This is a genomic window from Haloactinopolyspora alba, from assembly GCF_003014555.1.
Taxonomy (GTDB): Bacteria; Actinomycetota; Actinomycetes; order Jiangellales; family Jiangellaceae; genus Haloactinopolyspora; species Haloactinopolyspora alba.
Genome location: NZ_PYGE01000004.1, coordinates 96773 through 121914, shown reverse-complemented (window position 1 = coordinate 121914; position 25142 = coordinate 96773). Strand labels below are relative to the sequence as shown.

General features: G+C 70.9%; 18 protein-coding genes. 14 read left to right on the top strand and 4 right to left on the bottom strand.

Translation table 11 applies throughout. The features are described 5' to 3' along the window. Positions 1–92 precede the first annotated feature (92 nt). The 7 genes from CLV30_RS27780 (at position 93) to araA (ending at position 7575) form a co-directional block, all read left to right on the top strand. Positions 93–404: a YciI family protein gene (locus tag CLV30_RS27780; protein WP_106536726.1), complete on the top strand. Its 312-nt coding sequence runs from the start codon at positions 93–95 to the stop codon at positions 402–404. Between the two features lie 7 nt (positions 405–411). Then, on the top strand, positions 412–1641 hold the full coding sequence (locus tag CLV30_RS07100) for an RNA polymerase sigma factor (RefSeq protein WP_106536506.1): 1230 nt from the start codon (positions 412–414) through the stop codon (positions 1639–1641). A 90-nt stretch (positions 1642–1731) separates the two neighbouring features. After that, positions 1732–2517, top strand: coding sequence for an aldo/keto reductase (locus CLV30_RS07095; protein ID WP_106536505.1), 786 nt, complete (start codon positions 1732–1734; stop codon positions 2515–2517). A 76-nt stretch (positions 2518–2593) separates the two neighbouring features. Next, complete coding sequence (locus CLV30_RS07090; protein WP_205740524.1) at positions 2594–3622, top strand: LacI family DNA-binding transcriptional regulator; 1029 nt, start codon at positions 2594–2596, stop codon at positions 3620–3622. Between the two features lie 44 nt (positions 3623–3666). Next, positions 3667–5352: a ribulokinase gene (gene araB, locus CLV30_RS07085; protein ID WP_106536503.1), complete on the top strand. Its 1686-nt coding sequence runs from the start codon at positions 3667–3669 to the stop codon at positions 5350–5352. 29 nt (positions 5353–5381) lie between these two features. Then, the gene (locus CLV30_RS07080) at positions 5382–6056 is read left to right on the top strand and encodes an L-ribulose-5-phosphate 4-epimerase (protein WP_106536502.1); all 675 of its coding nucleotides are present in this window, start codon (positions 5382–5384) and stop codon (positions 6054–6056) included. A 10-nt stretch (positions 6057–6066) separates the two neighbouring features. Then, positions 6067–7575: an L-arabinose isomerase gene (araA, locus tag CLV30_RS07075; protein WP_106536501.1), complete on the top strand. Its 1509-nt coding sequence runs from the start codon at positions 6067–6069 to the stop codon at positions 7573–7575. Positions 7576–7633: 58 nt separating this feature from the next. Here the strand turns inward: araA and CLV30_RS07070 are convergent, their stop codons facing one another. Continuing rightward, the gene (locus tag CLV30_RS07070) at positions 7634–10558 is read right to left on the bottom strand and encodes a glycoside hydrolase family 3 protein (protein ID WP_205740525.1); all 2925 of its coding nucleotides are present in this window, start codon (positions 10556–10558) and stop codon (positions 7634–7636) included. A gap of 147 nt (positions 10559–10705) precedes the next feature. Between CLV30_RS07070 and CLV30_RS07065 the strand changes: the two genes are divergently transcribed. Then, positions 10706–11716, top strand: a complete 1011-nt coding sequence (locus CLV30_RS07065; protein WP_106536500.1) for a LacI family DNA-binding transcriptional regulator — start codon at positions 10706–10708, stop codon at positions 11714–11716. A gap of 12 nt (positions 11717–11728) precedes the next feature. On the opposite strand, the gene CLV30_RS07060 is transcribed toward CLV30_RS07065, so the two are convergent. Further along, positions 11729–12757 carry a LacI family DNA-binding transcriptional regulator gene (locus CLV30_RS07060; protein WP_106536499.1) on the bottom strand — a complete coding sequence of 343 codons (1029 nt, stop codon included), beginning with the start codon at positions 12755–12757 and terminating at the stop codon, positions 11729–11731. A 260-nt stretch (positions 12758–13017) separates the two neighbouring features. On the opposite strand from CLV30_RS07060, the gene CLV30_RS07055 reads away from it, so the two are divergent. The 5 genes from CLV30_RS07055 to CLV30_RS07035 all read left to right on the top strand — a co-directional run bounded on the left by CLV30_RS07055 (position 13018) and on the right by CLV30_RS07035 (position 22646). After that, positions 13018–14331 (top strand): ABC transporter substrate-binding protein, encoded by a 1314-nt coding sequence (locus tag CLV30_RS07055; RefSeq protein ID WP_106536498.1) that lies wholly within the window; start codon positions 13018–13020, stop codon positions 14329–14331. Positions 14332–14346: 15 nt separating this feature from the next. After that, positions 14347–15294 (top strand): carbohydrate ABC transporter permease, encoded by a 948-nt coding sequence (locus tag CLV30_RS07050; RefSeq protein ID WP_106536497.1) that lies wholly within the window; start codon positions 14347–14349, stop codon positions 15292–15294. A 13-nt stretch (positions 15295–15307) separates the two neighbouring features. Continuing rightward, complete coding sequence (locus tag CLV30_RS07045; RefSeq protein WP_106536724.1) at positions 15308–16132, top strand: carbohydrate ABC transporter permease; 825 nt, start codon at positions 15308–15310, stop codon at positions 16130–16132. Between the two features lie 65 nt (positions 16133–16197). Continuing rightward, positions 16198–18156: a glycoside hydrolase family 127 protein gene (locus tag CLV30_RS07040; protein ID WP_205740526.1), complete on the top strand. Its 1959-nt coding sequence runs from the start codon at positions 16198–16200 to the stop codon at positions 18154–18156. Between the two features lie 134 nt (positions 18157–18290). After that, positions 18291–22646 carry an Ig-like domain-containing protein gene (locus tag CLV30_RS07035; protein WP_165358470.1) on the top strand — a complete coding sequence of 1452 codons (4356 nt, stop codon included), beginning with the start codon at positions 18291–18293 and terminating at the stop codon, positions 22644–22646. Positions 22647–22829: 183 nt separating this feature from the next. On the opposite strand, the gene CLV30_RS07030 is transcribed toward CLV30_RS07035, so the two are convergent. Then, on the bottom strand, positions 22830–23231 hold the full coding sequence (locus CLV30_RS07030; protein WP_106536494.1) for a pilus assembly protein CpaE: 402 nt from the start codon (positions 23229–23231) through the stop codon (positions 22830–22832). A gap of 42 nt (positions 23232–23273) precedes the next feature. Beyond that, positions 23274–23834, bottom strand: coding sequence for a TIGR03086 family metal-binding protein (locus CLV30_RS07025; RefSeq protein WP_106536493.1), 561 nt, complete (start codon positions 23832–23834; stop codon positions 23274–23276). A 72-nt stretch (positions 23835–23906) separates the two neighbouring features. Between CLV30_RS07025 and CLV30_RS07020 the strand changes: the two genes are divergently transcribed. After that, positions 23907–24971 (top strand): LacI family DNA-binding transcriptional regulator, encoded by a 1065-nt coding sequence (locus CLV30_RS07020; protein WP_420841960.1) that lies wholly within the window; start codon positions 23907–23909, stop codon positions 24969–24971. The last annotated feature ends 171 nt before the right edge of the window (positions 24972–25142 follow it).

Here is a 25142-nt window from a genome sequence, read left to right as displayed (position 1 = left end):
AGGTCTTCGAAGTGGGGCCGCGACCCCGTGACGGAGGCGCCGGACCACCATCGGAACAGACGGAGTACCTGATCGCGTTCGGCGACGGCGACATGAGCCACATCCCCGACGAAGACTGGTCGGACGTGGCCGAGGCCGCCCGAGCGATGGTCCGGGAGGCCGACGAAGCTGGTGTCTGGGTCTTCAGCGCCGGGCTGGCACACCACGACGTGGTGAGCGTGGTGGCTCCCGACGGAACCGTCACCGACGGCCCCTACCCGGAGAGCAAGGAGCACCTCGGCGGTTTCGTGGTAGTAGACGTGCCCTCGCACGACGCGGCCCTGGAGTGGGCCGCCAAGATCGCTGCGGCCTGCCGCTGCGCGCAGCAGGTGTTCGAGGTCGTACCCGACCCGAACGCAGGGTGAGGGACGCGTGGCGGACGTCCGGGAAGCGATCACCCGTGCCCACCACGAGGAGTGGGCTCGGGTGGTCGCCGCGCTGGCCAGGCGGTTCGGTGATCTCGACATCGCCGAAGAGGCGGCTGCCGAGGCGTTCGCGGCCGCGGTCGAGCGGTGGCCGTCCGACGGCGTACCCCCGAACCCGGGCGCCTGGCTGACCACCACCGCCAACCGCAAGGCCATCGACCGGATCCGGCGCGAGAACAAGCGCGACGACAAGCAGCAGGAGGCCCGGATGCTGTACGACCGGTCCGAGCCCCACGGCGCTGGCGGCGCGATCGACGACGAACGGCTCCGGCTGATCTTCACCTGCTGTCACCCGGCGCTGGCGACGGAGTCCCGCGTGGCGCTGACGCTGCGCATGGTCGGCGGTCTGACGGTGCCGGAGATCGCCCGTGCCTTCCTGGTGCAGGAGAACACCATGGGCCGGCGGATCACCCGCGCGAAGACCAAGATCAAGGCGGCCGGCATCCCGTACCGTGTGCCAGCCGCGGAGGAGTTGCCGGCGCGCGTGTCCGGCGTGCTCGCCGTCCTGTACCTGGTCTTCAACGAGGGCTACCTGGCGAGCGGCCCAGCCACCGACCCGGTGCGGCACGACCTGACCGCCGAGGCGATCCGGCTCACCCGGCTGATCCGTTCCCTGATGCCGGAGGACGGCGAGGTGGCCGGACTGCTCGCACTGATGCTGCTCACCGAGGCCCGCCGTCCCGCCCGGGTCTCGGCGAGTGGCGAGCTGGTCTCGCTCGACGAGCAGGACCGCGGCGCCTGGGACGCGGCACTGATCGCCGAGGGCCATCGGCTGGTGCGCGAGCGCCTGGCCTCCGGTATGGCCCCGGGTCGCTACCAGATCCTCGCCGCGATCAACGCCGTGCACACTTCCGCCCGAGACGTGCGCGACACCGACTGGTCGCAGATTCTCGCCCTCTACGACCAGCTCGTCCGCCTCGACGGCTCGCCGGTCGTCGCCCTCAACCGGGCCGTCGCGGTCGCCGAGATCGACGGCCCGGAGGTGGCCCTGGCCGCGGTCGACCGGCTGGAGGACACGCTGGCGGGCTACCACGCCTACCACGTGACCCGCGCCGACCTGCTGCGCCGGCTGGGCCGCGGCCAGGAATCACGCGCGGCGTACGACAGGGCCATCGAGCTGGCGGGCAACACCGCCGAGATCGCCTACCTGACCCGCCGCCGTGACCAGCTGGGGTGACGCCCCGACGCGCCGTTGCGGGTGCGTCGGCGTTCGAGCGAGCACGCCGAATCCGGCGTGAAACCGGCGCCGACCGGGTAGACAGGTGCCATGACGTCGCGTGACACCATTCCCGAGGTCGACCTGTCGGACGGACGGCGGATCCCGATCGTCGGGCTCGGCACCTGGCAGATGACCGGCGACACCGCGTACCGGGCCGTACGGCACGCCCTCGACGCCGGCTACCGCCACGTCGACACGGCGACGATGTACCGCAACGAGGCCGAGGTGGGCCGGGCGGTGCGCGACAGCGGCGTGCCCCGTGAGCAGGTGTTCGTCACGACCAAGCTGCAGCCGCGCGACGCCGGGCACGAGCGTCGCGCCATCACGTCCAGCCTCCGCGAGACCGGTCTCGACTACGTCGATCTCTGGCTGGTGCACTGGCCGCCCGACGGGCAGGCCGGGCCGGCGACCTGGACGGAGTTCGTCGCGGCCCGCGAGGACGGGCTCGCGCGCAGCATCGGCGTCAGCAACTACAGCACGCCGCAGATCGACGAGCTCAGCGAACGCTCCGGAGTGACCCCGGTGGTGAACCAGATCCGGTGGAGCCCCGCCAGGTACGACGCGCAGCGGCTGGCGCAGCTACACGAGCGCGGGGTCACCCCGGAGGGGTACAGCCCGTTCCGGGCCGGCGACCTGGCCGACCCGGTTCTCGTGCAGATCGCGCACGATCACGGCGTCTCGCCGGCACAGGTGGTCGTGCGCTGGCACGTCGAGCACGGTGTCGTCGTGATCCCGAAGTCCGCCACCCCCGAGCGCATCACCGCCAACGCCGACGTGTTCGGGTTCTCGCTGACCGACGACGAGATGGCCCAGCTGGACCAGCTGAGCGGATGACACGCCGGCGGCCCGTACTTGACGAGGGTGCCTGTTAGCGCTCACAATCGTGCCCACACACGGGAGGCGAGGTGGCATGACGTCCGACGTAGCCGCACGTAGCCCCGTCATGGCCGACGTGGCCGAACTCGCCGGGGTCTCCCACCAGACCGTCTCCCGCGTCCTCAACGACCACCCCAACGTCCGGCCAGCCACCCGCGAACGCGTGCTCGACGCCATCGGCCAGCTCGGGTACCGGCGCAACCTGTCGGCGCGGGCACTGGTCACCCGGCGGACCAACACGCTCGGCGTGGTCGCGTTCGACACCACGCTGTACGGTCCGGCGAGCACGCTGTTCAGCATCGAGCACGCGGCACGCGAGGCGGGCTACTTCATCAGCATCGTCAGCCTGAAGACCATCACCCGCAGCTCCGTCGGCGAGGCGCTGTCGTATCTGGTCGAACAGTCCGTCGACGGCATCATCGCCATCGCGCCGCAGCGCACCGCGGCCGAGGCGGTGGCCGAGCTCCCGAGCGGGCTGCCGATCGTCGCGGTCGAGGGCGGCGAGGCCGGCACCACGCCGGTCGTCGCCGTCGACCAGTCCGCCGGTGCGGCACAGGCCACCCGGCACCTGCTCGAACTGGGGCACACGACGGTCCAGCACGTCGCCGGGCCGGCCGAATGGCTCGAGGCCGAGGGCCGGCTGCGCGGCTGGCGCGACACGATCGAGGACGCCGGCGCGCCGGTCCCCGAGATCATCCGCGGTGACTGGAGCCCGCGGTCCGGCTACGCGGCCGGACGCGCCGTGCTGGCCCGCCGGCACCGTCCCGACGCGATCTTCGTCGCCAACGACCAGATGACGCTCGGGCTGATGCGGGCGCTGGCAGAGGCCGGCCTGCGTGTCCCCGACGACGTCAGCCTGGTCGGATTCGACGACGTCCCCGAGGCGGAGTTCTTCTCGCCTCCGCTGACGACGGTGCGGCAGGACTTCGCCGAGGTCGGGCGCGCGAGCATCCGGATGCTGCTCGACCTCGTGGAACACGGAAGCCAGCGAGCACCCGACGAAGCCCGCCACGTCGTCGAGCCGGAGCTGATCCGGCGCGCCAGCACCGCACCGGCGTCCTGAACGCACTTTCGCAGTCGAGACCGGAAACGAACGAGGAGACAAATGTGAGCGATCACAACGACGGACCCGTGGTCGTCGGCGTGGACTTCGGCACCCTGTCGGGACGTGCCGTCGTCGTCCGCGCCTCGGACGGCGCCGAGCTCGGCAGCGCGGTGCACGACTTCCGGCACGGCGTGGTGGACTCCACCCTTCCGGCCACCGGCGAGGCGCTGCCGCCGGACTGGGCGCTGCAGGTGCCGGCGGACTACATCGACGTGCTGAAGACCGCCGTCCCGGAGGCCGTGGCCGCCGCGGGGGTGGACCCCGGCTCGGTCGTCGGCGTCGCCACCGACTTCACCGCGTGCACGATGGTGCCGACGCTCGCCGACGGCACCCCGCTGTGCGACCTCCCCGAGTACGCCGGTCGCAAGCACGCCTACGTGAAGCTGTGGAAGCACCACGCCGCACAGCCGCACGCCGACCGCATCAACCAGCTCGCCGCCGACCGGAACGAGACGTGGCTGCCGCGCTACGGCGGGCTGATCTCCTCGGAGTGGGAGTTCGCCAAAGGGCTGCAGATCCTCGAGGAGGACCCGGAGCTCTACGCCGCGATGGACCGCTGGGTCGAAGCCGCCGACTGGATCGTCTGGCGGCTCAGCGGCACCTACGTCCGCAACGCCTGCACCGCGGGGTACAAGGCGCTGCGGCAGGACGGCGAGTACCCGTCCCGCGACTACCTCGCCGCACTGAACCCGGACTTCGCCGGGTTCGTCACCGACAAGGTGGAGCAGCCGATCGGCGAGCTGGGCTCCCGTGCCGCCGGGCTCACCGCGGAGGCGGCCGCGTGGACCGGGCTGCCGGAGGGCATCGCCGTCGCCGTCGGCAACGTCGACGCCCACGTCACCGCGCCGGCGGCCCGCGCGGTCGACCCCGGCCAGATGGTCGCGATCATGGGCACCTCCACCTGCCACGTCATGAGCAGCGACGTCGTCCGTGACGTCCCCGGGATGTGCGGCGTGGTCGACGGCGGCATCGTCCCCGGGCTGTGGGGATACGAGGCCGGGCAGAGCGGGGTCGGCGACATCTTCGGGTGGTTCGCCGACACCAGTGTCCCGGCCGCCTACACCGACGAGGCCGCGCGCCGTGGCGTCTCGATCCACGAGTACCTCACCGAGCTCGCCGCCGAGCAGGAGGTCGGTCAGCACGGGCTGGTCGCGCTCGACTGGCACAACGGCAACCGTTCCGTCCTCGTCGACCACCAGCTGTCCGGCGTGATCGTCGGCCAGACGCTCGCCACCAGGCCCGAGGACACCTACCGCGCGCTGATCGAGGCGACGGCGTTCGGCACCAGGAGGATCATCGAGGCGTTCACGGGCGCCGGGGTCCCGGTCACCGAGCTGATCGTCGCCGGAGGGCTGCTCAAGAACCGGCTGCTCATGCAGATCTACGCCGACGTCACCGGGATGGCGTTGAGCACCATCACCTCCGAGCAGGGCCCGGCGCTCGGTTCCGCGCTGCACGCGGCCGTCGCCGCCGGCGCGTACCCGGACATCCACACCGCCGCAGCAGCCATGGGCCGGGTGGAACGTGCGGTGTACGTACCGGACCCGGACCGGTCGAAGGCCTACGACGCGCTCTACGCCGAGTACCTCGCGCTGCACGACCACTTCGGCCGCGCCCGCACCACCCCCGACGGCAACGACGTCATGCACCGGCTGCGGCGCATCAGCCACGCGGCGGGTGGCGCATGAGCACAGCGACGACGAGACGGGAGAGCGCGATGACCGACGCCGTGGACGAGCTGCGCCGCGCGGTCTGTGACCTGCATGCCGAACTGGTGCGCAACGACCTGGTGGCCTGGACGTCGGGGAACGTGTCCGGCCGGGTGCCCGGCGCCGACCTGTTCGTCATCAAACCCAGCGGCGTCTCCTACGACGACCTGACGCCGGAGTCGATGGTGGTCTGCGACCTGGACGGCACGCTGGTGGACGGCCGGCACGCGCCGTCCAGCGACACCGACGCGCACGCCTACGTCTACCGGAACATGCCCGGCGTCGGCGGCGTCGTGCACACCCACTCGACGTACGCCACCGCATGGGCGGCCCGCGGCGAGGCGATCCCGTGCGTGCTGACCGCGATGGCCGACGAGTTCGGCGGCGAGATCCCGGTGGGACCGTTCGCCCTGATCGGCGACGACTCCATCGGCCGCGGCATCGTCGGCACCCTCGACGGGCACCGCTCGCCGGCGGTGCTGATGCGCAACCACGGCGTGTTCAGCATCGGCAAGGACGCGCGCGCGGCGGTGAAGGCCGCGGTGATGTGCGAGGACGTCGCCAAGACCGTGCACGTCGCGCGCCAGCTCGGCGAGCCCGAGCCGATCGAGCCGGCCGACGTCGACAGCCTGTACGACCGCTATCAGAACGCCTACGGCCAGGCCACGGCCCGTGCCCGCTGAGGAGGAAACGATGGAGTCCGTGTTCGGTGACCGCGAGATCTGGTTCCTGACCGGGAGCCAGGGGCTCTACGGCGACGACACGCTGCAGCAGGTGGCCGCGCAGGCGCGCGAGATCGCCGCGTCGCTCGACCAACGCCCGGAGATCCCGGTACGGATCGTGTGGAAGTCGGTGCTGACGGACGCGGACGCCATCCGCCGCGTTTGTTTGGAAGCAAACGCGGCGAACACCTGTGTCGGGCTGATCGCGTGGATGCACACGTTCTCACCGGCGAAGATGTGGATCAGCGGGCTCGAGGAGCTGCGCACCCCGCTGCTGCACCTGCACACCCAGGCCAACATGTCGCTGCCGTGGTCCGAGCTGGACATGGACTTCATGAACCTGAACCAGGCGGCGCACGGCGACCGCGAGTTCGGCTACATCCAGTCGCGGCTCGGTGTCGCCCGCACCACGGTGGCCGGCCACGTCGACGATCCGGCGGTGGCCGGCAGGGTCGCGTCGTGGGTGCGGGCCGCCGCCGGCCGCGCCGAGCTCGGCTCGCTGCGCGTGGTCCGGTTCGGCGACAACATGCGCGGCGTCGCCGTGACCGAGGGCGACAAGGTCGACGCGCAGCGCCGCTTCGGCGTGTCGGTGAACACGTACGGCGTCAACGACCTCGTCCGGGTGGTCGACACCGTGCCCGACGCCGACGTCGACACCCTGGTGGCGGAGTACGACGACGTCTACGACCTGGCGCCGGCGCTGCGCAAGGACGGCGACCGGCGCGAGTCGCTGCGCTACGCGGCCCGGATCGAGGCGGGGCTGCGCAGCTTCCTCACCGAGGGCGGGTACGGGGCGTTCACCACGAACTTCGAGGACCTCGGCGGGCTGCGCCAGCTGCCGGGCCTGGCCGTGCAGCGGCTGATGGCCGACGGCTACGGCTTCGGCGGCGAGGGCGACTGGAAGACGTCGGTCATGCTGCGCACCGTCAAGGCGATGGCCGCCGGGCTGCCGGGCGGCACGTCGTTCATGGAGGACTACACGTACCACTTCGGTCCCGGCGAGCCGAAGATCCTGGGCGCGCACATGCTGGAGGTCTGTCCCACCATCGCCGGTGGCACCCCGTCGTGCGAGATCCATCCGCTCGGCATCGGCGACCGCGAGGACCCGGTGCGGCTCGTGTTCGACGCCGCACCCGGCCCTGCGGTGGTCGTCGGCATCGCCGACATGGGCGACCGGTTCCGGCTGGTCGCCAACGAGATCGACGTCGTCGAGCCGGACCAGCCGCTGCCGAACCTGCCCGTGGCGCGGGCGGTGTGGCAGCCGCGCCCGGACCTGTCGACCTCGGCGGAGTCCTGGCTGACCGCGGGCGGGCCGCACCACACCGTGCTGTCGGCCGCCGTGGGCGTCGACGAGCTGAATGCGCTCGCGGAGATGCTGCGCACCGAGTTGCTGGTGATCGACGACCGCACGACAACCCGGGACTTCGCCAACGAGATCCGCTGGAACCAGGCCTACTACCGCCTCGCCGAGGGTCTGTGAACCGTCCGTCAGGGTCCTGCTGTCGCTCTGGCGGCAGCAGGACCCTGACGAACACGGCTCAGCGCGACAGCCGCACCGTCGACGCGCGCATCTCGCCGCCGAACACGAGCACCAGGTCGTGCCGGCCGCCGGGAACCTCGTCCAGCGGCACCGGCACCGTCTCGTAGGCGTAGCGGTCGCCGGTGCTCGCGACGTCCGCCGAACCGAGCAAGCGCCCGTCGGCGGAGCCGAGCCGCACCTGGACCCGAGCCGTGCCGCTCGCCTCGCGCGCGACCTCGAGGCGCAGCTCACGGATGCTGCGGCTGAGCGCCACCTGCTCGAACGCCACCCAGTCGCCCGCGTGGGCGCCGACGGAGTCGCCGGCGGTCTTCGACCGGTCGACGATCTCCACGCCCTGGTAGTCGTCGAAGTCGGCGACGTTCTCGGCCTCACGGGCCAGGTGCCGCGTCGGCTGCTGCACCGATCCCGGCACCCGCACGCTCGCCGTGCCGCGGATGTCGTCGGACGCGCTTCCCACCAGCAGTTCGTGCCGCCCGGCCGTGGGCACGAGCCGGTCCGACACCACGTCCCAGTGCCGCAGGTCCGCGCCGGACACGTCGAACGTCACGGTGTGCGTCGCGCCGGCCGGCACGTGCACCCGCTCGAACGCGCGAAGTTCCCGGTTCGGCTGCTCGACCGGTGAGTCCAGCGCCCGGCTGTAGAGCTGCACCACCTCGTCGCTGTCGACGTCGCCGGTGTTCGTGACGTCGACGCTGACTTCGGCCGTCCCGTCCGGGTCGAGCGTGGAGCTGCTGACCCGCGGCTGCGAGTAGGTGAAGTCGGTGTAGGTCAGCCCGTGCCCGAACGCGTACAGCGGGTCGCCGTCGTAGTAGAGGTACGTCGTGTCGCCGCGGGCGATGTCGTACTCCAGGATGCTCGGCAGCTCGTCCACCGAGCGGTACCAGGTCTGCGGAAGCCGGCCTGCCGGAGAGACGTCGCCGAGCAGCACGTCGGCGAGCGCGTGACCGGTCTCCTGGCCGGCGTGCGACGTCCACAGGATCGACGGCACGTTCTCGTCGGCCCAGTTGATCGCCAGCGGGTAGCTGGACTCGACGACGAGGGTGGTGTCCGGGTTGGCCCGGGTGACGGCGCGGATCAGCTCGCGCTGCGCGGCCGGCAGCCTGATGTCCTCGCGGTCGTCGGTCTCGCGACCGTTGATGTAGGGGTTGTTCCCGACGACCATGACGACGGTGTCGGCGGCCTCGGCGGTGGCGACGGCCTCGTCGATGCCGCTGCTCACCGTCTCGCGGACGAACCGGGTGGCCTCGGCGGCGTCCGCCGTCCCGGTGGTGAGGCCGCCGTCGGCGCCAACGGTCAGGTAGTTGCCGCTCTGCACGTTGCGCACCAGGACCGTGCCGTCCTCGGCGTCGGTGAAGGTGAACGTCTCGCGTACCTGCCAGCCGTTCGGCTGCACCTGATCGTTGCGGAGGACGTCGTCCCAGCCGCGCGACACGTACTTGCCGTTCGCCTCGGTGCGCAGCGCGTAGACGCCCTGGCCCCAGTCGAACAGCGACATCGTCTCGGCGGTCCCGACGCCGGATCCGCTCGTGGTCAGCTGCCCGCCGGACTCGTCGGTGGGTGCGGTCACGTAGTCGCCGGTCTCGGCGACGCGCAGCGCGATCTCGTCGACACCCTCGTGTGCCGACACCCGGTCGGCGCCGAGCCGCTCACGCAGCCCGTCCAGCGGGGTGACCTTGTACGGCATGGTGCCGCTGTACCAGTCCTCGTAGAGGGTGTCGCCCAGCGGTCCGATGACGGCGACGTCGCCGGCGCCGTCCTCGTCCAGGGGCAGCGCGTCGCCCTCGTTCTTGAGCAGGACGGTCTGTTCGGTCGCGGCCTCACGCGCCAGCTGCTGGTGCTCCGGGGCGTTGATGACCTCGGGGCCGATGTCCTCGTACGGGTTGAGCCCGGGCGGGTCGAAGTCGCCGAGGCGGAAGCGGACCCGCAGCATGTTCCGCAGCGACCGGTCCAGGTCGGACTCGGTCAGCAGGCCGGCGTCGAGCGCGGCGGTGATGCTCGCGGTGGTGAACGAGGAGTCCTCGCCGCGGTCGGTGAAGCTGTCGATGCCGGCCTTCACCAGGGCGGCGTGGCTCTTGGCGGGGGTGTCGTAGTAGTTCTGCGACCCGGTCACGTTGGTCGGCGCGTAGGCGTCACTGACGACGAAGACGTCGTTCCACGACCGGACCTCGTCCTCGATCAGCGGCGACAGGTGGGCGGGCCGCCCGTTGGCGAAGTTGTACGAGGCCATGATGCCGCTGACGGCTCCGGACTCGATGGCCGGGCGGAAGAACTCGAGGTAGTACTCCTGCAGCATCCGCGCGGGCATGCTGGAGTTCGTCGTCGACCGGTCGACCTCGTTGTTGTAACCGATGAAGTGCTTGAGCATCGGTGAGCTCTTCAGGTAATCGGGGTGGTCGCCGCGCATGCCCTGCGCGTAGGCGGTGGACATCACACCGGTGAGCAGCGCGTCCTCGGAGTAGCCCTCCTCGTTCCGTCCGGCTCGGGGGTCACGCAGCGGGTCGACGACCGGAGCCCACAGGTTGAGCCCGTGGTAGTCCGGATCGATCGCGTTGAACCCCCGCGCCTCGGTTCCCACGACCGAGCCGACATCCTCGAGCAGCTCCGGGTTCCACGTGCTGCCGAGGCCGATGGCCTGCGGGAACACGGTGGCCTCACCGAGCCAGGCGACGCCGTGCAGGGCTTCGGTTCCGGTGCGGAAGGCCGGGATGTCCAGCCGTGGAATCGCCGGCTGCCACTGGTGCATCAGCGAGACCTTCTCCTCCAGCGTCAACCTGCCGAGGAGGTCGTCGATGCGTTCGTCGACGGGGAGATCCGGGTTCCGGAACGGCATGTCGGGCTCCTGGGCGGCCGCCGCCTGCGACAACGCGGGCGCGGCGAGGAGTGGAACGGCGAGAACGCCGAGGAGCCGGCGGAGACGAGCCACGATCGATCGACCACCTCTCGTTCTGGGGCCGGTGTCGCCGGCTGTCGAAACATGCGGCGTCCGGCCTCATGGCTGTATCGAAGCGCTTCGACAGTGGCAGCGACATCTGCCGGTGTCAAGATCCGTGCGGGACTTATCCTTGGTGCCATGGCAACCATCGCCGACGTGGCTCGGCACGCCGGCGTCGCACCCAGCACGGTGTCGTACGCCCTCAGCGGCAAGCGCCCGATCTCGGAGTCCGCCCGGCGCCGCATCGACGACAGCATCCGCACGCTGGGCTACCGGCCCCATGCCGGCGCCCGCGCCCTGGCCAGCAGCAAGTCCAACGTCGTCGCCCTCATGCTGCCGTTGCGCGACGACATGCACGTGCCGACGCTGCTGCAGTTCGCCACCGGGGTGGTCACCGCCGCACGCGGGCACGACCACGACGTCCTGCTGCTCACCCACGACGAGGGCGGCGACGGAATCTCGCGGGTGGCCACCGGGTCCATGGCCGACGCGCTGGTGGTGATGGACGTCGAACGCGAGGACGCCCGCATCCCGGTGCTGCGCACACTCGACCGGCCGTGCGTGCTGATCGGCGTCGCCGGGGACGCCGGCGAGCTGACCAGTGTCGACCTCGACTTCGTCGCGGCCGGTGAGCTCGCCGTCGACCATCTCGCCGAGCTCGGTCACCGGCACGTCGGCCTGGTCGGCCAGCCGCCCAGCGTGTACTCGCGGCGGACCGGATTCGCCGACCGCTTCATCGAGGGGTTCACCGCGGCGTCGCAACGGCACGGCGCCCGCGTCGCCGTGCGACCCTGCGAGTTCACCTACGCCGGCGTCGCCACCGCGGTCGAGGCGCTGCTCGCCGAGTTGCCCGAGCTGACCGCGCTGGTGGTGCACAACGAGCACGCGGCGCCGATGCTGCTCGAGACGTTGTCGAGCATGGGCCGCAAGGTCCCGGACGACATCTCGATCGTCTCGATGTGCACCGACGACGTCGCCGAGCGGATGCGGGTGCCGCTGACGTCCATCGCGATCCCCGCGGCCGAGATCGGCAGCCGCGCCGTCGACATGGTCATGAACAAGCTGCACGGACGCGAGGCGCCCGGGCTGACCCTGCTGCCGCCACGGCTGGCCCGGCGCGACAGCACCGCGGCCCCGACGGGCCGGTGACCTCGACCGGCGTCAGGTCTGCGGCGCGGTCGACTCGCGGATGACCAGCCGGGTGGGCAACGCCTCGACGCCACCGGGCGGCGCGCCGTCGATGGCGGCGAACAGGCGCTGCGCGGCCACCCGCCCGAGCCGCTCGAAGTTCATGTCGATGCTGGTCAGCGGCGGCCTGGCGTTCGTGGTCAGGATCTCCCAGTTGTCGAAGCCCATGACCGCGACGTCGCCGGGGATCTCCCGGCCGCGTTCGCGTAGCACGTCGACGACGCCGCGGGCGACCTGGTCGCTGCCGGCCAGGATCGCGTCCACGTCCGGGTGCTGGTCGAGCAGCATCGACGTGGCCGCGCGCCCCCACCCCTCCGACCAGGTTCCGTACCGGACGCCGCCGACCAGGGCGGTGCCCGCCTCGTCCAGCGCCGCGAGAGCGCCCTCGGCCCGCTCGCGGGAAGCGCCGTACCCGGGGTCGCCGGTGACGTGCGCGACCCGGCGCCGGCCGCACGCCAGCAGGTGTTCCACCGCCTGCCTGCCGGCACCGACGTTGTCGACCACGATCGACGTGTCGTCCGCCTGATCCGACGGCGCGTACGCGTACACGACCGGAACCGGAAGGTCCGGCCCGAGCGACGGCCGTGGATCGGTGCGGCTGCCGACGACGATCAGCCCGTCGATGCGGCGGCTGAGCAGCGCCTGCACGTGGTGCTGCTCGCGGATGGCGTCACCGCGGGCGTCGCAGAGGAAGACCGCCACCTGACCGGCGCCGAACGCGTCCTCGGCGCCCATCATGATCGGGATGCTGAAGCGTCCTTCGAGGTCGCTCGTGAGCAGTCCCACGGTGCCGCTGCGCCCGGCCAGCAGCCCGCGCGCCAGCTGGTTCGGCTGGAACGAGAGCTGCTCGGCCGCCTCGAACACGCGCTCGCGCGTCTCGGCGCGGACCTGACTACGCCCGTTGAGCGCCTTCGACGCCGTAGGGACGGACACGCCCGCCAGCCGGGCGACGTCGCTGAGCGTCACCGCGCGAGCACCGGCCGGCCGTGTCCCCTCGACCATCGTCGCGCTCCTCGTCGTCGGTCCACCCAGCTGAGCGCGTTCAGTATACAGCGATGCACCGAAAGTAGGGTTGCCGGCTTTCGGTAGCCGACGCCTTCCTATGCACGTATGACGCGAAAGTACCGCTGAAACAGGGGTTGACGCGTCCGGCCAACCCCTCTATGTTGCACTGAAATCCTTTTCGGTCTTTTCTGTGGCGGCCAGGCACCGACGCCCGTCCGACCGGCCTCGACACACCGTCCACGCGAGGGAGATGGACAATGCGGACAGCGACCAGAGCGCGGCGACACCCCGGCCGCGGCAGCACGAGAACGATCGCGGCCATCGCGGCCGTCGGCCTCGTGACCGCCTGCGGATCCGGCGGCTCCGGCGAGACCTCCGGCGAAACCGGAGCCGGCGGCCCCGACGGCGTCGACGACGGCACCACCCTGACCATGTGGACGCGCGCCGCGACGCAGGCGCAGAGCGAGGCACTCGTCGCCGCCTACAACGAGAGCCACGAGAACCAGATCGAGCTCACCGTCATCCCCACCGACGACTACCAGGCCAAGGTCGGCGCCGCCGCCGGCTCCGGTGAACTGCCGGACCTGTTCGCCTCCGACGTGGTGTTCGTGCCGAACTACACGTCCAGCGGGCTGTTCACCGACCTGACCGACCGGATCGAGTCGCTGCCGTACGCCGACGCCCTCGCCCCGGCGCACATCGACGCGGGCACGTTCGAGGGCAGCAAGTACGTCGTCCCGCACACCCTCGACCTGTCGGTGCTGTTCTACAACAAGGACCTGTACGCCAAGGCCGGGCTGGATCCCGAGCAGCCGCCCACCACCCTCGCCGAGTGGGACCAGCACGCCCGCGCCATCGACGCGCTCGGCGACGACGTCCACGGCACGTTCTTCGGCGGCAACTGCGGCGGATGCGGCGTGTTCACCTGGTGGCCGTCGATCTGGGCCGCCGGCGAGGACGTCATGAACGACGACGGCACCGAAGCCAACCTCGCCTCCGACGTCGCCCAGCAGGTCTACGACGTGTACCGCGGCTGGGCCGCCGACGACGTCACCGCTCCGGGGGCGCGCGACGAGACCGGCACCACATGGACCGGCTACTTCCCCGAGGGAAACATCGGCGTGATGCCGATGCCGTCCACGACGTTCGGCCTGATGCCCGACGACCTCGACTTCGGGGTGGCGCCGATTCCCGGCCCGGACGGCGGCGAGTCGACCTTCGTCGGCGGCGACGCCATCGGCATCTCGGCCGCGAGCGAGCACGTCGACCAGGCCTGGAACTTCCTGGCGTGGTCCCTCGGCGACGAAGCACAGATCGACGTGGTCGCGGCGAACGGTGACGTCGTCGCCAGGACCGACCTGGCCAGCAACAAGCACTCCGACGCGGACCCGCGGCTGGTGACCGTCAACGAGCTACTCGCCAGCGGCCGGACGCCGTACTCGCTGAACTTCGGGCAGACGTTCAACGACCCGAACGGGCCGTGGCTGACGCTGATGCGCGACGCCGTCTACGGCGACGAGACCAAGCTCGAGGAGAACAACGAGGCGGTCAGCAGCTCGCTGAGCAGCTGACGGCGAAGGAGAACCATGCAGTCACAGGTGACAGACCGTCCGGTCGCGTCGCCCGTCCGGGACCGCGCCCCGACTCGCCGGACACCCTGGTGGCGTTCACGTGCACTCAAGGGCATCGGCTACGCCAGCCCCACAGCGCTGTTCGTGCTGGTGCTTTTCATCGTGCCGCTGCTGCTCGTCGGCCGGATGTCGGCCAGCGACTGGCCGCTGCTGCGCGGCGACCAGGGCCTGAACCTCCCGGACAACTACACCGCCGTCGCGGACAACGCGCTGTTCTGGCCGGCGGTGCGGTTCACGCTGCTGTACACCGTGATCGTCACCGTCATCCTGCTCGGGCTGGCGCTGCTGCTGGCGCTGATGGTCCAGGAGCAGCGTCCCGGTGTCGGCTTCTTCCGGACGGTGTTCTTCCTGCCCAGTGCACTCGGGCTGGCGTCGGCCTCACTGCTGTTCTGGGGCCTCTACAGCCCCTCCATCGGCCCGATCGGGCCGATCCTGGAGTGGCTCGGCCTCGCCGACGGGCCGATATCGTTCCTCGGCACGTCGACCTCGGCGCTGTGGTCGACGGTGTTCCTGATCGTCTGGAAGTTCGCCGGCTTCTACATGCTCATCCTGCTGGTGGGCCTGCAGGGCATCCCGCACGACGTGTACGAGGCGGCCCGGATGGACGGCGCGAGCCGCTGGCAGACCTTCCGCAGCATCACGCTGCCGCTGCTGCGCCCGTCGATCGCGCTGACGCTGATCCTGTGCGTCACCGGTTCGCTGCTCGCGTTCGACCAGTTCTTCATCCTCACCAAGGGCGGGCCGGACAACAGCACCGTCACCGTGGTGCAGCTGATCTACCGCGAAGCTTTCCAGCGCCTCGACCTCGGCACCGCCGCCGCGATCTCCATGATCGTCCTCGTCGTGCTGCTGATCCTCAACATCGCCCAGTTCCTCGGGCTGCGCCGAGCGGACGAGGCCTGACATGGAGCCACGCATGAAGCTCACCTCCCACCTGGGCCGCACCCCGTACTACGTCCTGGCCGGTGGACTCGCCGTCATCTTCATGTTCCCGCTGGTGTGGAGCGCGTTCGCGTCGGTCTCACCGCAGGCCGGCACCGCGCAGGACGAGGGCTTCGGCTTCGGCAACTACCGGACGTTGCTCGAGTACGACGCCGGACTGTGGCAGTACCTGTGGAACAGCACGTACGTCTCGATCGCGACGGTCGTGCTGACCCTGGGCGTCTCGCTGCTGGGCGGGTACGCGTTCGCCCGGTTCGACTTCCCGGGGAAGAACGTGCTGTTCCTGCTGACGCTGGCGATCCTGATGGTCCCGTACGCGACCCTGCTCATCCCGCTGTACGTGCTGCTCGGCAACCTCAACCTGTCGAACACGCTGATCGGGCTGAGCCTGGTGCTGGCGATGTACCAGCTGCCGTTCGCGACGTTCATGATGCGCATCTCGTTCGAAGCGGTGCCACGCGAGCTTGAGGAGTCCGCGCAGGTCGACGGGTGCGGCACGTTCGGTGCGCTGCGCCGGATCCTGCTCCCGGCGGTGAAGCCCGGCCTCATCACCGTCGGCCTGTTCGCCTTCCTCGCCGCCTGGAACGACTTCATCGCCCCCCTCATCCTGATCAGCGACAGCTCGAAGGCGCCGCTGCCCCTCGCGATCGCGAACCTGCGCCAGCAGAGCATGGGCGCGATCGACTACGGGGCCACCGAGGCCGGCGTGGTGGTGCTCGCCGTGCCGTGCCTGGCGCTGTTCCTCCTCCTGCAGCGGCACTACATCCGCGGCTTCATGTCCGGGGCGCTGAAGGGATGAGGCCGCTGCAGGACACCGAGTCGACCACCAGCGGTCCCGATCGCCGAGTGAAAGGTGCGCCCCGAGTGACGGCGAATCCCCTGTCCGGAGTCCACGAGTCCGCGCTTCCGGTCGCGCCGTCCCGCGGGCGGTTGCGTCCGCTCGGGATCGGCGAGGTACGCATCACCGGAGGCTTCTGGGGCGAGCGGCAGCGCACGAACGCCGCCGCGACGCTCGAGCACTGCCTGCGCTGGATGCACCACGTCGGCTGGATCGACAACTTCCGGGCGGCCGTCGAGGGGCGGCTGCCGCGCGACCGGCGCGGGCGGGAGTTCTCCGACTCCGACGTGTACAAGCTGATCGAAGCGATGGCCTGGGAACACGGCCGGACCGGCGACCCGGGGCCGGACGCGGCGATCCGCGAGCTCACCGCGATCATCGCGCCGGTCCAGGAGGACGACGGCTACCTGAACACCGCGTTCGGCCGGCCCGGCCAGCCCGGTCGGTACAGCGACCTCGAGTGGGGGCACGAGCTCTACTGCTACGGCCACCTGATCCAGGCCGGTGTCGCCCGTGCTCGCACCGCCGGCGCCGACGACGTGTTCGTCACCATCGCCAGGCGCGCGGCCGACCACGTCTGCGACGTCTTCGGCCCGGACGGGCTCGACGGCGTCTGCGGGCACCCGGAGATCGAGATGGCCCTGGTCGAGCTCGCCCGCTACACCGGGGAGCAGCGCTACCTCGACCAGGCCGTGGCGTTCGTCGAGCGGCGGGGACACGGGACGCTGGCCGACATCGAGTTCGGCCGGACGTACTACCAGGACGACGTCCCGGTGCGCGAGGCGGACGTGTTCCGCGGGCACGCGGTGCGTGCGCTCTACCTCGCGTCGGGAGCGGTCGACGTCGCCGTCGAGAGCCGGGACGACGACCTGCTCGACGCGGTGGTCCGGCAGTGGGAGGCGACCGTCGCGCGGCGCACCTACATCACCGGCGGCATGGGCTCGCAGCACATGGACGAGGCGTTCGGCGACGACTTCGTGCTGCCGCCCGACCGCGCGTACTCCGAGACCTGCGCGGGCGTCGCGTCGGTGATGCTCAGCTGGCGGCTGCTGCTGGCCACCGGCGAGCCCAGGTTCGCCGACCTGGCCGAACGCACCCTGTACAACGTGGTGGCCGCGTCACCCGCCGCGGACGGCAGGTCGTTCTTCTACGCCAACACGCTGCATCAGCGCCGCCGCGGCGCCGTCCCGGCCGCGGACACCGACAGCCCGCGGGCGGCGTCCAGCATGCGCGCGCCGTGGTTCGCGGTGTCGTGCTGCCCACCCAACGTCGCACGCACCCTCGCCGGCCTCGCGACGTACCTGGTGACGGCGGGACCGTCGGGCCTGCAGATCCACCAGTACGCGGACGCTGTGGTCTCGACGCACCTCGACGACGGCGCACCCGTCGGCTTCGAGACGACCACCGGCTATCCGCACGACGGTGTCGTGACCGTGCGCATCACCGAGGCGCCCGGCACGCCCTGGACGCTGTCGCTGCGGGTTCCGGCGTGGGCGACACGGGGTGGCGTGCTCGTCGAGCCTGACGGTCGCCGGCGTCCGGTCGAGCCCGGTACCGCCGACGTGCACAGGCGGTTCGCGGTCGGCGAGGTGGTGCGGCTGGAGCTGCCGACGTCGCCGCGCTGGGTCGCGGCCGATCCGCGGATCGACGCCGTCCGCGGCACCGCGGCCGTCGAACGGGGCCCGCTGGTCATGTGCGTGGAATCGCCCGACCTGCCGGCCGGCCACGAGGTCGACGACGTCCGGGTCGATGCCGCGTCCGCCCCGGCGGACGCCGACGGCACGGTGACGGTCGCCGGCTCGTACGAACAGGTCGGCGACGCGTCCTGGCCGTATCAGTCGCCGGCTTCGTCGTCCGGTACGCGCACGCCGGCGCGGATCCCGCTGGTCCCGTACTTCACGTGGGCCGAGCGGGGCCCGTCGACCATGCGGGTCTGGCTCCCCACCCTCACGCCCGAAGGAGGTCCGGCCGACGAACACACCTGAACCGTCTCTGGTCAGATCACGGCCACCGGCCCAGATCCAACGGAGGTCAACACGTGCACACACGAAGACGACACGCACGACGACACGCACGCCGGCTGGCAGCGGGAAGCATCGCCGCGGGCATGCTCGCGTCCATGGGCACGGCCGCGCCGGCGCCCGCCGACAACAGCGCGATCGGATACCCGACCTACACCGGCTCGGACACTCCGGTGCCGGACCTGCCGACCGACTTCACCGTGAACGGCACGATGCGCGAGATGTACCAGGCCGACCTCGCCAGCGGTGACGGCACCAGCTTCTGGATGGACCGGATGCTGGCCCGGCACGGCGCGGACCCGTCCGGCGACTGGCTGTTCACCCGCGGCCGCGCGGTGTTCATGAAAGAACACGACGCCTCCGAGCTGGGGTTCGGCGGCGACGTCGCCTACTGGGAGAGCATCGACGGCCGCGACGCCTACACCGTCGAGCTCGCGGTGGACGGCACCACGGTCACCCTGAACGAGGACGTCGACGCCCGGCTCCAGACCCCGAGCTACTGGCGCAGTGAGTTCACCGCGGACGGGCTGGACCTGCGCGTGGTGCAGACGAAGTACATCACCGACGCCAACGTGGCCGTGACGAACCTCGAGATCCGGAACCCGGGCACCACCGGGCTGGACGTGGCGGTGCGCGCGGCGTCGCCGTACACGACCGAGCCCGAGGGCGCGGAGCTGACCGGGACCGTGCCCGCGCGCAACGACCTGACCACGGTCTTCCCCCGGTTCTCCGGTGATGGCCTGGAGCCCGCCGACGGCGCGCTGACCGGGACCGTCACGGTGCCCGCGGGAGGCTCCGCCCGGACCAAGGTCCAGTTGGGGTTCGTCACCGAGGAGATCCCGGAGTCGCGCACCGCCTACGACACCGTGCGGGCGGCCGCTCCGCGGGACGCCTACCGCGACCATGTGCAGGAGTACAACCGCTGGTGGGCGGAGAACCTGCCGTACATCGACATTCCCGACGACAACATCGAGAAGACCCTCTATTACCGCTGGTGGCTGCTGCGGTACAACTTCCTGGACGCGAACATCCCCGGCCAGGACTACCAGTTCCCGACCTCGATGGAAGGCGTGCTGGGTTACAACAACGCGATCGTGCTGACCATCGGCATGTTCGTCGACGACCTCAAGTACCTGCGCAACCCGATCTACTCGTACGGCCCCTGGGTCTCCGCGGGAGAGACGTCGCGCAACACCAAGTACACCGACAACCCCGGCGACCCCGAGAACTGGTCGAACAGCTACACCCAGTACCTGTCCGAGTCGGCCTGGCAGTCGTACCAGGTGCACGGCGGCCCGACCGAGATCGTGCGCAACCTCGCCCGGTACGCGGAGAAGGACGTCAAGGGGCAGCTGGAGCACTACGACACCGACGGCAACAGCCTGATCGAGTACGACTGGGGCGCGATGACCGGCAACGACGCCGACGCGGTCTCGTTCGACTGGCGCCCCGGCAACCTCGACCGGGCGGAGTCCGCCTACGTCTACAGCAACGCCAAGGCCGCGGCCGACGCGTACGAGACCCTGGGCGACACCGCGAAGGCCGACGAGATGCGCGCGATCGCGCAGCGCGTGCGCGACGCCGTCCTCGAGCATCTGTGGGATCCCGAGGACAAGCTGGTCAAACATCGCCACGTCGAGTCCGGCGACCTGGTGCCGTGGAAGGAGATCAACAACTACTACCCGTACGCCGTCGGGCTGATGCCGAAGCCGGACGAGGACCCGCAGTACCTCGAGGCACTGCGGCTGTGGGCGGACGCGGGCGAGTACCCGATCTTCCCCTTCTACACCGCGAACCAGGCCGACAAGGCCGAGGCCGCCGAGCAGGGCCATCCGGGCAGCAACAACTTCTCCGTCATCAACTCGACCGTGACGTTCCGGTTCCTCTCCTCGGTGCTGCGCGACTACCCGAACCAGTACATCGGCAACGAGTGGTACAAGAAACTGCTGTCGTGGAACGCGTGGGCGCACTACGTCGACGGCGACAACCGCTGGCCGGACCAGAACGAGTTCTGGGCGGACGGCAGCGCCGACCCGCAGAACATCGGATACCGCTCGTGGATCCACCACACGATCCTCGGCACGACGAACTGGACGGTCATCGAGGACGCGATGGGCTTCCGGCCACGTTCGGACGACAAGGTCGAACTGTCGCCGATCGACATCGACTGGCCGCACTTCACCGTCACCGACATCAACTACCACGGGACCGACCTCTCGATCACCTGGGACGAGCCCGGCGACGGTGAGCGCCCGTACGGCGAGAGCGTGCCGGAGGGGTACTCGGTGTACCTCGACGGCGAGCACGCCTTCACCGTCGACACGCTGACACATCTCGTCTACGACCCCGCCACCGGCGAGGTCACCTTCCCCGACGGCGGCGACGCGCGAGTGCTGTCGAGCACGACCGCCACCCTCGCCGCGGCGGACGAGGTCGGCTTCGGCGACGACTCCCGCGTCGTCGACATGTTCGCCAAGGCGGGCCGCGACATCACCGCCGCCGGCAGCGGGCCGAACCTGGCCGCCGACGCCACCGCCTCGGCCTCGTTCTCGGCGGAAGGACGCGGACCCGGCGGCGCCGTGGACGGCTTCACCATCAACGAGCCGTTCTGGGGCTCGCAGGGTTCACCGAATCCGGCGGACACCTTCCAGCTCGATTTCGGCGAGCCGACCACGGTGGACGACGTCCGTCTGCATTTCTACAGCGACAAGTCGGACGGCGGATACGCGGAACCGGCGATGTACACCGTGCAGTACCTGGACGGTGACACCTGGCGCGACGTGGCGGGCCAGGTGAAGTCGCCGAGCTATCCGCGCGCGAACCGGAACCGGGTGCGCTTCCCGGCGGTCACCACCCAGAAGCTGCGGGTCCGGATGACGCACCGGCCCGCCCACGCCACCGGTCTCACCGAGTTCCAGGCGTTCGCCACCGCGGCGGATGCGCCCGCCGGCGAGAACAAGGCGCCGTACGTACGGGCATGGCAGGACTCCGGTGGCTCCGGGGCCGGCCGGGCCCGGTTGACCGGCATCGTCGAGGACGACGCGTTGCCCGCCGGTGAGCTGTCCTCGACCTGGCAGGTCGCCGGCGCGCCGGAAGGCGCGACCGTGGTCTTCGACGATCCGTCGGCGGCCACGACGGTGGCGCGGTTCACCGAGCCCGGCACCTACACGCTCGAGCTCCGCGCCTCGGACGGTGAGCTCGACTCCGCCGAGCAGGTGGTCGTCGAGGTGGACGGCGGTGACGGCGGGGTCAACGTCGCCGGGGACGCCACTGCGTCGGCGTCGTACACCGCCGACTGGAACAGCGTCGACGCCGTCAACAACGGCCGCGGCACCAACTCCGGCGGCGACCAGGCCGAGGTGTGGGCCACCTGGTCGGGCGAGCGCCCGGCCAGCCAGTGGCTGCAGTACACCTGGCCGGAGCCGGTGCGGGTGAGCGGGTCGGAGATGATGTTCTGGACGGACACCGCCGCCGGAACCGGTGACGGCGTCGCGGTGCCGGAGTCGTGGTCGGTGCAGTACTGGGACGGCTCGGCCGAGGCGTGGACGGACCTGCCGAACCCGAGCGGGTACGGAACCGCCCGCACCGGAACGAACACCACCACGTTCGACCCGGTCACGACCACCCGGCTGCGGGCGACGTTCGACGCGGCGCCGAACGCCGACGGCACCAGCTACTCCGCCGTCGGGGTGAGTGAGTGGGAGATCCTCGCCGAGCAGCCGGTCGACGTCGCAGCGGTCCACACCCCGACCCTCGAGGGTGAGCTCCCTGACCTTCCGTCGACGGTCACCCTGGAGTACGCCGACGGCTCCACTGCGCGGTCGTCCGTCTCCTGGGCGAGCGTCGAGCCGGGGCAGGTGGCCGAAGGCGGCACCAGCTTCACCGTCTCCGGGATCGCCGAGGACACCACCCTGCCGGTCGAGGCCACGGTCTGGGTCCGGGTCACCGACGCGGTCGAGATCACCAGCGTGGCCGACGTGTCGGTCCGCACCCGGGTCGGCGTCGCGCCGAGCCTGCCCGCGACCGTCGTCGCCACCTACAACGACGGCTCCAAGGACAGCCGGATACCGGTGACCTGGGACGCCGTCGAACCGGCGCAGTACGTGGCGCCGGGAGAGTTCACCGTCGGCGGGACCGTGGACGGCACCGGCATCCGGGCACGGGCGACGGTGACCGTGGCCGAGAACCCGGGCGCGGACGCGTGTCCGGGTGGGCACTCCGCGGACGAGTCGATCGCGTTCGGCGACGACGACTCCGGCGTTCCGAACCACGACCGCGGCGACGGCTGCACCTTCCTCGACCTGGTCGATCAGCAGCGCCCGTTCGACGACCACGGCGCGTTCGTGCGGACGGTCCGTGACCTCGTCGAGGCGTGGCGGGCCGAGGAGCTGTTCACCAGGCAGGAGGCACAGCAGGTGCTGGCCGCGGCGGCCCGATCGGACGTCGCCCGGTGATGCTGACCCGGTGACCTGACCGGTCACCTCGACCGGTGATCGTCAGGGTTCTGCTGCCGCCGACGCGACAGCACAACCCTGGCGATCACTCTCAGCACTTCTAGAGATCTCTACGGAATTTCCTAGACGGCCCTAGACGGCCGGATACGGGCCGATGCCGGACGACAGCCGGCCCCGGCTCCGCTACTCGCCGGAGGCGAGGTACAGCAGCGCCTTGCCGTACGCCTCCGCCGGATCGTCGTCGACGACGTCCTGCCGACGCCCGGCGATGTCCAGCGTGACGTGATACCCGTCGTCCGCACTCGTGAGGCTGACGAACGAGCCGCCGAGCCGGTCGCGTAGCTGGGTTTCGCTGGGCAACCACAGCGCGCTGTCCTTCTCCAGACTGTCCAGCGCCCATTCGACGGTGCCGTTGAAGCCGAGCACACGCCCCTCGGGGAAGTCGTGGACGTCCACGACCATCTGGCTCACCACGAAGACGTCGTCGTCCATGCCGCGATCGGGGATGACGAACCGGTCACCCGGCTGCGGCTCCCACTTCAGGCCCGCCTCGCGAAGTTTCCGGGCCAGCTCGATGGAGACCATCCACCCATTGTGAACCCCGGTGCAACCCGGATGGGCCGGCGGTCAGGGCTGCCGGCCGAGCCAACCCAGCAGCTGCGCCTGCCGGTCGGCGTCGTCGGGAACCGGTACCGCCGGGCCGAACACGCCGGGCGTACGCATCATGTCGCCCAGGCGCGCGGTGAACGCGAACGCGTCCTCGACGTCCCCCGGCGGGATGGTCTCGTCGCCGCCGGTCGCACGGGCGATGTCCCATCCGTGCACGATCAGGTCGAAGCAGACGAACGTGCCGACGGTCTGGGCCAGCGACGTGCGGCCGAAGACGCCGTCGTGCTCCAGCTCGGCGCGCGACGGGTCCTCGAGCATCTCCAGCGTCCGGTCGCGGGTGTGCGCCCAGGCGGCCACCGGGTCGTCGTCCACGGACGGCCCCGGCGGCCAGGGCAGGCCGACGAAACCGGGCGCGCGCTCATGCGCCTCGATGACGTGCCCGAGCACGCCGCGGGCGGTCCACTCGGCGCACGGCGAGGGCGAGTCCCAGCGCGCCGCCGGCACCGTCTCCACCCGGCGGGTCAGGTCGGCGGCGAGACGGCGGTAGCGGGCGGCGGTGTCCTCAGTCATGCGGCTCATTGTGGCGTCCTGTCCTCGACCCGTACACCGTGGCGCCGACACCGATCCGCGGACGGTGCCGCGCGCCCTACGATGGCGATCGTGACCGACGCCCCGGAACGCCGTCCGGACGGCGCGCCCGTCACCATGCGCGATGTCGCGAAGCGTGCGGGCGTGTCGGTGAAGACCGTGTCGAACGTCGTCAACGGCTACCCCTACATCCGCGACCACACGCGGGCCAAGGTCGTCGAGGCCATCGACGAGCTCGGTTACCGGATGAACCTGACGGCGCGGAACCTGCGGGCAGGGCGCAGCGGCATCATCACGCTCGCCGTGCCGGAGCTCGGGCTGCCGTACTTCGCCGAGCTGTCCGAGGCCGTCATCCGCATCGCCCGCGAGAACGGGCTCACGGTGCTGGTGGAACAGACCGGCGCCGACCGCGAGCGGGAGCTGACCGTGCTCTCGGGGCTGCGCGGCCACCTCGTGGACGGCGTGATCTTCAGCCCGCTGGCCATGGGGCCCGACGACGCGGAGCACCTGAACGTGTCGTTCCCCATGGTGCTGCTCGGCGAACGGATCTTCCACGGCCCCGTCGACCACGTGACCATCGACAACGTCGCGGGCGCGCGGGCGGTCGTCCAGCACCTGACCGCGACCGGCCGGCGGCGGATCGCCGTCATCGGCACCCACTCCGGCGAGCTCATGGGCACGGCGGCACTGCGGTACCAGGGCTACCTGCAGGCACTGCGCGACGCCGGCATCGACGAGACACCCGAACTGGTCGCCGACGCCGGAGCCTGGCACCGCTCGACCGGCGCCGAGGCGATGGTGCGGTTGCTGAACTCCGGCGTCCGGTTCGACGCCGTGTTCGCCATGAACGACACCCTCGCCCTGGGCGCGCTGCGGGTGCTGCTGCGGCACGGCATCCGGGTGCCCGACGACGTCGCCGTGGTCGGCTTCGACGACATCGAGGAGGCGCGCTACAGCACGCCGACGCTGACGACGGTGGACCCGGGCCGCGAGCAGATCGCCCGCACGGCCGTGGAACTGCTGGTCAGACGGATGTCGACGGACGACGACGCGGACGCCCACCGGGAGATCTTCGCGCACTTCACGCTGCAGCCCCGGGAGTCGACGGTCGGCGGCGAGCTGTCCTGAGCGATCCGCGTACGTGCCGCGAGGGGGTTGACGTCTCCGGCACCGCTCGGCATCATTCCTTCCTACATCGATGTAGACATCATGGCGCCGACGCCTCGTCGGCCCCGGAAACGACGAGCACGGACCTGTTGACGCTCACCCGAATGTGAGCGCTCACACTGCCGTCACCTC